The 7901-nt window shown below is 48.1% G+C and carries 9 protein-coding genes and 2 pseudogenes; 7 read left to right on the top strand and 4 right to left on the bottom strand.

Going from position 1 to position 7901, the window contains the following annotated elements:
• The 3 genes and pseudogenes from PKX57_RS10350 to PKX57_RS10360 all read right to left on the bottom strand — a co-directional run.
• Positions 1-193, bottom strand: a pseudogene (locus PKX57_RS10350) (permease); the annotation flags it as partial.
• Entirely contained in the window at positions 190-669 is a 480-nt protein-coding gene (locus PKX57_RS10355; RefSeq protein WP_214047810.1) for a permease, read from the bottom strand. The pseudogene PKX57_RS10350 and the gene PKX57_RS10355, both read right to left, overlap by 4 nt.
• Positions 670-672: 3 nt before the next feature.
• Entirely contained in the window at positions 673-960 is a 288-nt protein-coding gene (locus PKX57_RS10360; protein WP_213920111.1) for a metalloregulator ArsR/SmtB family transcription factor, read from the bottom strand.
• A gap of 150 nt (positions 961-1110) precedes the next feature.
• Here PKX57_RS10360 and arsB point away from each other — a divergent pair, with 150 nt between their 5' ends.
• The 6 genes and pseudogenes from arsB (at position 1111) to PKX57_RS10390 (ending at position 4226) form a co-directional block, all read left to right on the top strand.
• On the top strand, positions 1111-2172 hold the full coding sequence (arsB, locus tag PKX57_RS10365; RefSeq protein WP_472417173.1) for an ACR3 family arsenite efflux transporter: 1062 nt from the start codon (positions 1111-1113) through the stop codon (positions 2170-2172).
• Positions 2169-2495 carry a metalloregulator ArsR/SmtB family transcription factor gene (locus PKX57_RS10370; RefSeq protein WP_214047808.1) on the top strand — a complete coding sequence of 109 codons (327 nt, stop codon included), beginning with the start codon at positions 2169-2171 and terminating at the stop codon, positions 2493-2495. Before arsB ends, PKX57_RS10370 begins: the two co-directional genes overlap by 4 nt.
• A pseudogene (locus PKX57_RS10375) lies at positions 2492-2617 on the top strand (metallophosphoesterase family protein); the annotation flags it as partial. The gene PKX57_RS10370 and the pseudogene PKX57_RS10375, both read left to right, overlap by 4 nt.
• A gap of 39 nt (positions 2618-2656) precedes the next feature.
• A complete protein-coding gene (locus tag PKX57_RS10380; RefSeq protein ID WP_472417175.1) occupies positions 2657-3142 on the top strand; it encodes a nitrophenyl compound nitroreductase subunit ArsF family protein in 486 nt (161 codons plus the stop codon).
• A complete protein-coding gene (locus PKX57_RS10385; RefSeq protein WP_472417177.1) occupies positions 3143-3826 on the top strand; it encodes an aromatic aminobenezylarsenical efflux permease ArsG family transporter in 684 nt (227 codons plus the stop codon).
• Between the two features lie 34 nt (positions 3827-3860).
• Positions 3861-4226, top strand: a complete 366-nt coding sequence (locus PKX57_RS10390; protein ID WP_472417181.1) for a cytochrome c biogenesis protein CcdA — start codon at positions 3861-3863, stop codon at positions 4224-4226.
• Here the strand turns inward: PKX57_RS10390 and PKX57_RS10395 are convergent.
• Positions 4210-4638: a MarR family transcriptional regulator gene (locus tag PKX57_RS10395; RefSeq protein WP_214047805.1), complete on the bottom strand. Its 429-nt coding sequence runs from the start codon at positions 4636-4638 to the stop codon at positions 4210-4212. The genes PKX57_RS10390 and PKX57_RS10395 overlap by 17 nt on opposite strands.
• Positions 4639-5380: 742 nt before the next feature.
• Between PKX57_RS10395 and PKX57_RS10400 the strand changes: the two genes are divergently transcribed.
• Positions 5381-7882, top strand: coding sequence for an ABC transporter substrate-binding protein (locus PKX57_RS10400; protein ID WP_472417179.1), 2502 nt, complete (start codon positions 5381-5383; stop codon positions 7880-7882).
• Positions 7883-7901: the final 19 nt, after the last annotated feature.

Genomic DNA, 7901 nt, shown 5'->3' on the forward strand with positions numbered 1-7901 from the left:
TTATCTTCTCGCGCGGTACCCAGACATCCAGAAGCCCCAGAAGCACGAATATGGGAGGAATGACCGAGAGCATTTCAAGAAGGCTTGAACCGGTTATGCTTAAGGCTTTGAACCCTGTCTGATTGTCGATGAGTGTGAAGATAGCGACCACAACGGCCACGATAAGCGGAAAGATATATCTCCTGCACTTCATCTCAAGATCATTCCCATCAATCCGGCCACCAGGAAAGAGAAGCCGAAGGCGAAGGAATTTCTAAGAACAGTGAGTTTCGTTCCGAAATACTTTCTCTCGACCGGAAAGGTTACCACGCCAACCATCATTAGCGTGGAAATGAACAACGCGATCTGGGTTATCCCGGCTCCGTTGTTGAGCAGCATGGCGGCCATCGGGAAGGCCACAAAGCCCGGTATGAGCGTTATGGATCCAACCACCGAGGCGATCAGAAGCCCGAGAAACCCCGAGTTGTCTCCGAGCAAAGCCGATATAGTCCCGGGATCGAGCAGGGCGATCAAAAGCCCGACGAAGAGCATAATGGCGATGAGTTCCGGCAGTATCTTCTCGAAAGACTTCCAGGCCTTCTTCAAGGCGAGTAACGTCTTTTTGCGGCTGGCTATGAGTGAAATCAAGAGCAGAACACCGGTTATTATATAGATAACGATACTGTACATCTTCTATTCCTCGCCGGCTCGGGAATCGCCGGTCATCTCTCCTGCGATCTCGAGTATACGCAGTATCCTTTTGTCCGTGATGCTCAGTTCCTTTCTCGTGCCGTTCCTGGTCTCGGTGATGAGTCCGGAATCTACCAGAGCCTTCACATGGCGCGAGAGTGTGGTCTTGTCTATCGCAAAAAGCTCGTCGAGTTCGCACATGCACATAGTTGCTCTCGACAGCTGCTCGAGTATCTTCAAACGCCAGTTGCAGCTCAACGCCTTGAAAATCCTTACAGCCCTTCTGTCCATCTGGCACCTCCTGTCGAATTTCCAATCTCAAGAATAACTCAAGTTGCATTGTTGTGCAACAATGAAATTTTACACTCCGAGAAAACTTTCAAAATGTTATTCGGGTATCATATTCGCATATTCGAATATATGAATATTGTGGAGGAAAATATGTCGGAACAGAAGCTCGATATATTCAGCAAGTATCTCTCGATCTGGGTGGCAGTCGCGATGGTACTGGGGGCTCTGCTGGGCAACATTTTACCGGGGCTTGCCTATACGCTTGGGAACTGGCAGATAGCAAACGTGTCGATTCCGGTGGCTATTGTTCTTCTCTTCATGATGTTCCCGATAATGCTCAAGATAGAGTTCAGGGAGATCGTCAACGTCCGAAAAAACTCGAGGCCCCTGCTGGTAACGCTTATTGTCAACTGGGCGATAAAGCCGTTCACGATGGCGCTGATCTCCTGGATATTCATAAAAGTGATTTTCGGCCCTCTGATTTCCACCGGACTGGGAAATGAATATGTCGCGGGTATGATACTGCTCGGACTGGCTCCCTGCACGGCCATGGTGCTTGTGTGGACTTACCTTGCCGGCGGCAACATAAATTATGCGCTGGTTCAGGTGGCTATAAACGATCTTTTCATTCTCTTTCTCTTCGCCCCGATGGGAAAGCTTCTGATTGGCGTATCCACGGGATTTCCCGTGCCATTCTCCACGATCTTCTGGTCTGTCGTCTTCTATGTCGCTATCCCGCTTGTCCTGGCAGTTATGACACGACGCCTGGTGGTGAGGTCTAAGGGGGAGAGGTACCTGAATGAAAACCTCATTCCAAAATTCGATCCCTTCACGAAGGTCGGACTTTTACTTACACTCGTGCTGGTCTTCATGTTCCAGGGCAGAACCATAATCGACAACCCTCTCCACATTTTGCTGATAGCCCTTCCCTTGATGATACAGACCTATCTCATCTTCTACATAGGGTACTTCGCCGTAAAGCGTTTGAAGATAGATTATGCAGAAGCTGCGCCATCGACTTTTATAGGGGCATCCAACTTCTTCGAACTCTCGATAGCGGTGGCCCTCATACTCTTCGGTATGAATTCCGGCGCGGCACTCGCCACGGTCGTCGGGGTTCTGGTTGAAGTGCCTGTTATGCTTTCACTGGTGGCTATAATGAAGAAAAAGAGAAAACTTTTCGATTTCTCGAAGGGAGGAATGAAGTCTTGATAACTCTTGAAGTCGATCTCGTTGGAGTCCTGAAAAGCCTTTCCGACTCGACGAATCTGAAGATACTCGCGCTCATAAAACTATACGAAGAGCTATGTGTCTGTGAGTTCGAAGATCTTCTCGAATCGCCGCAACCAACCGTTTCCAGGCATCTGAAAGCGCTGACCGATTCCGGCTTGATCCGCGTGCGGAAAGATGGAAGATGGAGATACTACGGTCTGCAGGAGATCCCTTCTTTCGTCGAGGAGGTTATCGAACTGGCGGTGGAAACGTACGGAATCATCAGGAGAGAGCGACGCAAAAAATGTGGTGATTCAAAATGAGGTTAGCCTTCTTTTCGGATATACACGGAAATTTAGAAGCTCTCGAAGCCGTACTGGAGGACATGGAGAAAAGAGGCATCGACAGGTGTTACTGCCTTGGCGATCTCGTCGGTTACGGTCCGCGGGAGTATCTCTTTTGAAAATCACGCTGGGGGTGAAAAGTGAATTTGAAGAAGCTGGCCACATTTTCTTTACTGCTTTTCGTTGTCGTGAGCGTCGCCTATTTCGTGTACGATGAAATAAGGCTCAATTCCTTGGTTCAAAAGCCCGAAGCCGGTTCGACCGATTCCGGAGATACATCTCTGATCGAAGATTATGTAACTCTCTATTACTTCCACGGGACCATCCGTTGCCAGACCTGCCTGGATATGGAGTCCAATGCGAAAAAGGTTCTCGAGACCTATTTCTCCTCCCGGGTAGAGAACGGTACCCTGAGATGGCAGGTGGTGAATATAGATCTCCCGGAAAATTATCATTTTGTTGATGAGTATATCATCATGTACAACACCCTGGTGATTCAAAGCTACAAGAACAACGAAGCCGGTGAATGGAAAGAGCTCTGGAAGGCCTGGGATCTTTCCGAAAAAGAGGAAGAGTACATCCAGTACGTCCGGGACGAGGTAGCTTCCTTTCTGGAGGTGAACTGAATGGATGGTTTTATTCTCTCTCTCGCATCGGCGCTGTGGTTTGGAATATTGACCTCGATAAGCCCCTGTCCCCTCACCACCAATATAGCGGCCGTCTCCTTCATAAGTAGAAATATAGGCAGTCCCGCGAAATCTATGGCCGCCGGGATAGTTTACACGCTCGGCAGAGTCCTGACCTACGTCGTGATCGGCGCCATACTCGTATCGAGCCTGACCGCCGCGCCATGGCTATCGAGGATCCTTCAAAAATACATGGGCAAGTTGATCGGACCGATTATGATAATCGTGGGTATGTTTCTGCTCGAGATGCTCAGCTTCAAAAACCGTGGCAGAAATCTGGACAGCCGGTCTCAGGAAAGGATCAAAAGCAAGGGCATTTTTGGCGCCTTCGCCTTAGGCTCGCTTTTCGCCCTGACCTTCTGCCCGGTATCGGCGGCGCTGTTCTTCGGAAGCGTGATTCCCCTGGCTGTCGGCGAGCAGTCGAGACTGTTGATACCGGCCGTCTACGGCATCGGCACAGGGCTGCCCGTTATAATTGTCGCCTTTGGAATAGCCGTCGGCACGAAGCTGGTGGCCAGCATGTTCAAACGGATGAGTCAGTTCGAATACTGGGCCCGAACTGTCACGGGCACGGTTTTCATAATCTTGGGGATATACCTCAGCATAGAAAGGATATTCCTTTGATAAAGAACGATTGCCAGTCATTTCTAGCTAATTCATCTTCGGTCCGTTCGGTTATGTTGGAGGTACAGCTCAGAGGAGGAGCACAAAGCGGGCGTTTTTGCTTTCAATAGTCTTTGCCTTCGGCGCAGCGGTAACATTCACAGTTCTGGGAGTGACAGCATCTCTTGCCGGAAGACTGATTGGTACATCGACATCCTGGTGGTACATAGTCCTGGGTGTTCTGATGGTGGTCATGGCTTTGCAGACGTGGGGTCTTTTCGAAATAATTCTATCAAGCTACTTGATCTCCAAAAATACTAAGAGAGGTTTTTTCAGAGCATTCATTGCGGGTATTCTCGCAGTTTTAGGGTTCTTCCGTATGCTCGGTGGTCTAATCAAACGAACTATTCTCTTTTGGTGATGTTTGCTAGAAGCTGCAGTATTCTTCCTAGAAGTTCAGTCTGCTCTTGATCGAGCTCTCTCAGCACTTTCTCAAGATATTCACCATATTTCCCGGCAATGGCATTGAGAGCATTTCTTCCTTCACTCGATAAAGTGATGCAGCAAACCCTTCCATCTTTACTGGATTGCTCGCGCTTGATGTACTTCTTTGTCTGCAAACGGTTTACCAGTCGTGTCGCTCCGCTTTTTGTAAAATTTAAGGCTCTTCCAACCTCCTGGATCGACAGGTATTCACTCTCATCTATCTTTTTCAATGCCATGAATTCTACAAACGTCAGACCTCCACAGCGCTCTCCGTTGAATTCATGGTCTCCGAAGTGCCAGGCTATTTCCTGAATCAAATCACGTATATCATTTATTTGTCTTTCCATTCATTATTACCCCTTTGAGTATAGTTGATATTGTCAACCAATATTACATCGAAAAATAGTTGATAAAGTCAACTATAGTAATGTGAAATTTTTCCAGTTTTCTTTCGCCTCACGATGTACATGAAAATAACAGAGAAATGAATCTGACCTCATGACTTCTAAAAGAATCATGAAACGCTATAAAAGTTTTCTCAACCATGTGCAGGCCAGTTAGTGATGTTCTTGATCTTAATCTCCGCTCGAGTGAAGGGGTAAATATAGCTTTTGCTCTCCATGGAGACCAGATGGCTCTTCAAATTCCGACTAGAAAAACCGCGTACAGAAAATAGATCTTCCACCTACTTCCTGGTGACTATAAAGGAAATATATGAATTATACGGTAGCAATTTGCAGCTATTGTACGATAAACACGGAAATTTCCTTCAAAATTCCTGATAATACTTCCTATACGGCCAAAATTACGAGTACAATGATAGTGCATGCAAAATAATTAGAAAGTATATCGAGATATACTTCAGTAATTTGCTTGACTTTCTTCGAATTATTGTGATAAACTTCATATTACTTTGATATATATCCGGGAATAGGAAAATAATTTTGAGATAAAGAAATAATTCCCAAATAGTACCGGTCTATATTGATAAAAATAAGTCGTGATGAGAATTATTTTTAATAGGTAAACACGATTTAAGACGTTCTGTGGAACGACCACAGAACTAACTGCAAAAGGGGGCGAAACAAATTGAGTAAGAAAGTTCTGGTACTGCTACTTGCAAGCGCCTTGGCGTTCGGTGGTCTGCTGTTGGCCGTCGAGAAAGGCGCAATTTCCGACATCATTTACTTCAATGTGAAGATGTCTCAGGAGCTCGGTCTTAAGGACGTTTCCGAAGGTTTGACAGACATCTTCATGGAAGGCGTCTCGGCACCAACGCTTATGGGTATGGATCAGGCTACACGCGAGAAGCTCGATATCTACGCCGTTCCCTCGCTGACCTACTCCCTGTTCATCAATCCGTACCCAAACAAGGCCCCTTACTTCGCTAACATCGCGGGTAAGGATTTCTTCAACGTTATGGCCATCAACGAGATCAGATTCGCTCTCAACGATCTGATCAACAGACAGTACATAGTCGACGAGATCCTCGGCGGAGCCGGTGGTCCAATGATCTCGATGGCTACACCAGGACAACCCGGCACTTACAGGTACGGTCTGGTAGCCAATAAGCTCGGATTAAGTTTCGAGGGAAACGAATCGAGGGCTCTGGAAGCCATCGTCAAGGCTCTTGAGAATGCCTCGAAGCTTTCCGAGAACCAGGGAAGACTGACCCGGAAAGATGGAAAGTGGTACTTCGACAACGAGCCGGTACTTGTGAAATTCGTTATAAGGGCCGACGACCCCAACGTCAGGGTCAAACTTGGCGAATACGTCGCCCTGCAGCTTGAAAAGGCCGGAATTACCGTGGAAAGACTTGTCTGGGAAAGAACAAAGGCTAGCAACACTGTTTACGGAACAGATCCAGCCGAAATGCAGTGGAACCTCTACACCGAAGCATGGTCGGCCGGCGCGACGAGAGCCTTCTGGGAACACATAGCCAGACAGATGTACTCCACCGGTGGAACTTATATGCCCGGACGTGGAAACGCCGATTTCTGGAATTTCAGCAACTTCGAACTAGACGACCTCATAGAAAAGGCTTATACAGGCAACTTCCTCACAGAAGAGGAGTACTGGGATCTCTCCCTCACAGCCGTCGAGATGGGTCTCAAAGACGCCGTAAGACTTTACGTCTGTTATCAGGAAGCCTACTTCACCGCCAACAAAGCGAGAATGGTCGACAGATTCGCCTACGGTCTTGGCGACGGTCTTAACGACTGGTCTCTTAAAACCGCTCTTACTCAGGATAGGGTTCTCTTCGTCACACAGTTCTCCTCGATAGGTTCTCTGTTCATGTCTTCCTGGGATCCGATCGGTCCTGACGGAATGAGCGACACTTACACTTCCAACGTAGTCACGATCCTCTCCGATCCGAGTTCTTTCGAAAGCCCGGCCTCTGCGATCCATACTCCATACAGAGTGAGCTGGAAAGCAGAAGACATAATCACGAAAGTCGAAAGAAATGCCGAGGGTATCGTGGTAGGGACGATCGACGTTCCGGAAAACGCCATAAGGTTCGACAGTGCAACAAAGCAGTGGAAAGAAGTCGGTCCCGGCGTGAAGGCGATGTCGACCGGTACGTACACACTGCTCGGTGGAAAGATGCACAACGGTCAGCCGATAACCGTGAACGATTATCTCTACGCTTACGCATTCACCGACGAATGGATGAGCAAAGACGGAGAAAACGACAAGTACTACGAAGCATCCTATGAGAACTATATGAGAAGCGGGCAAGATACGATTCTTGGCTGGGTTGTGAATGACGACAACACTATCACCACCTACTTCAATTACAACTTCCCGGCCAGCGTGGACAGAACCGCTCAGTGGGGCGCTCCATCGCTCGGCGTTCACAGACAGCCGTTCGTAATCGTTTCCTGGGAAATATACGAAGCCCTCGCAGAAATTGTCGCCATTGGAAGCAGCTCAGGAACGGTTTATGCCTTCAGAAACGACTCTGCGATAACCGAAGTCGATGTCCTGGTACCGAACCATGTAAAGGATATAAGAGCCAAACTGGTCGAACTAAGGGATAAGGGGCATGTACCTAACTCTCTGAAGGGACTCATAACTGCCGAAGATGCGAAAACCAGATACCAGGCAGCCATTGACTTCATCGACAGGTACGGGCACGCCTTCATCAGTAACGGACCGTACTACCTTTCCAAATACGATTCTACGGCTAACTACGCTGAATGTAGAGCCTTCAGGGATCCTTCGTACCCGTACGAATCCACTTACTGGAAGGAGTACCTGAAAACCGTGAGATTGTCGATAGATTCCATAGACATCCCCGCGATAATAATGAAGGGAATGGACACGACTGTTCTGGTGAATGTTTCGGAAGTTGCGTATCCTTCCGAAGAGGTCTCCAAAGCTTCCAAAGGATCGGTCGTAGTGACGATCATCACACCGGACGGAGAGATCAACTTCAACGCCGAACTGAAGGAAGAGGGCGTCTTCGAGACGGTCATCAAGGCTGAATTGCTCGAAGGACTCGAGGCCGGTTCTTACAACGTACTCGCCATTGCTTCGCTGGAAGGTGCTGTACCGGCTTCATCGGTCACTTCCACCATAATCTACTGATAATACACGACGGCATCCC

Source organism: Mesotoga sp., assembly GCF_035363035.1.
In the GTDB taxonomy this organism is placed as follows: Bacteria; Thermotogota; Thermotogae; order Petrotogales; family Kosmotogaceae; genus Mesotoga.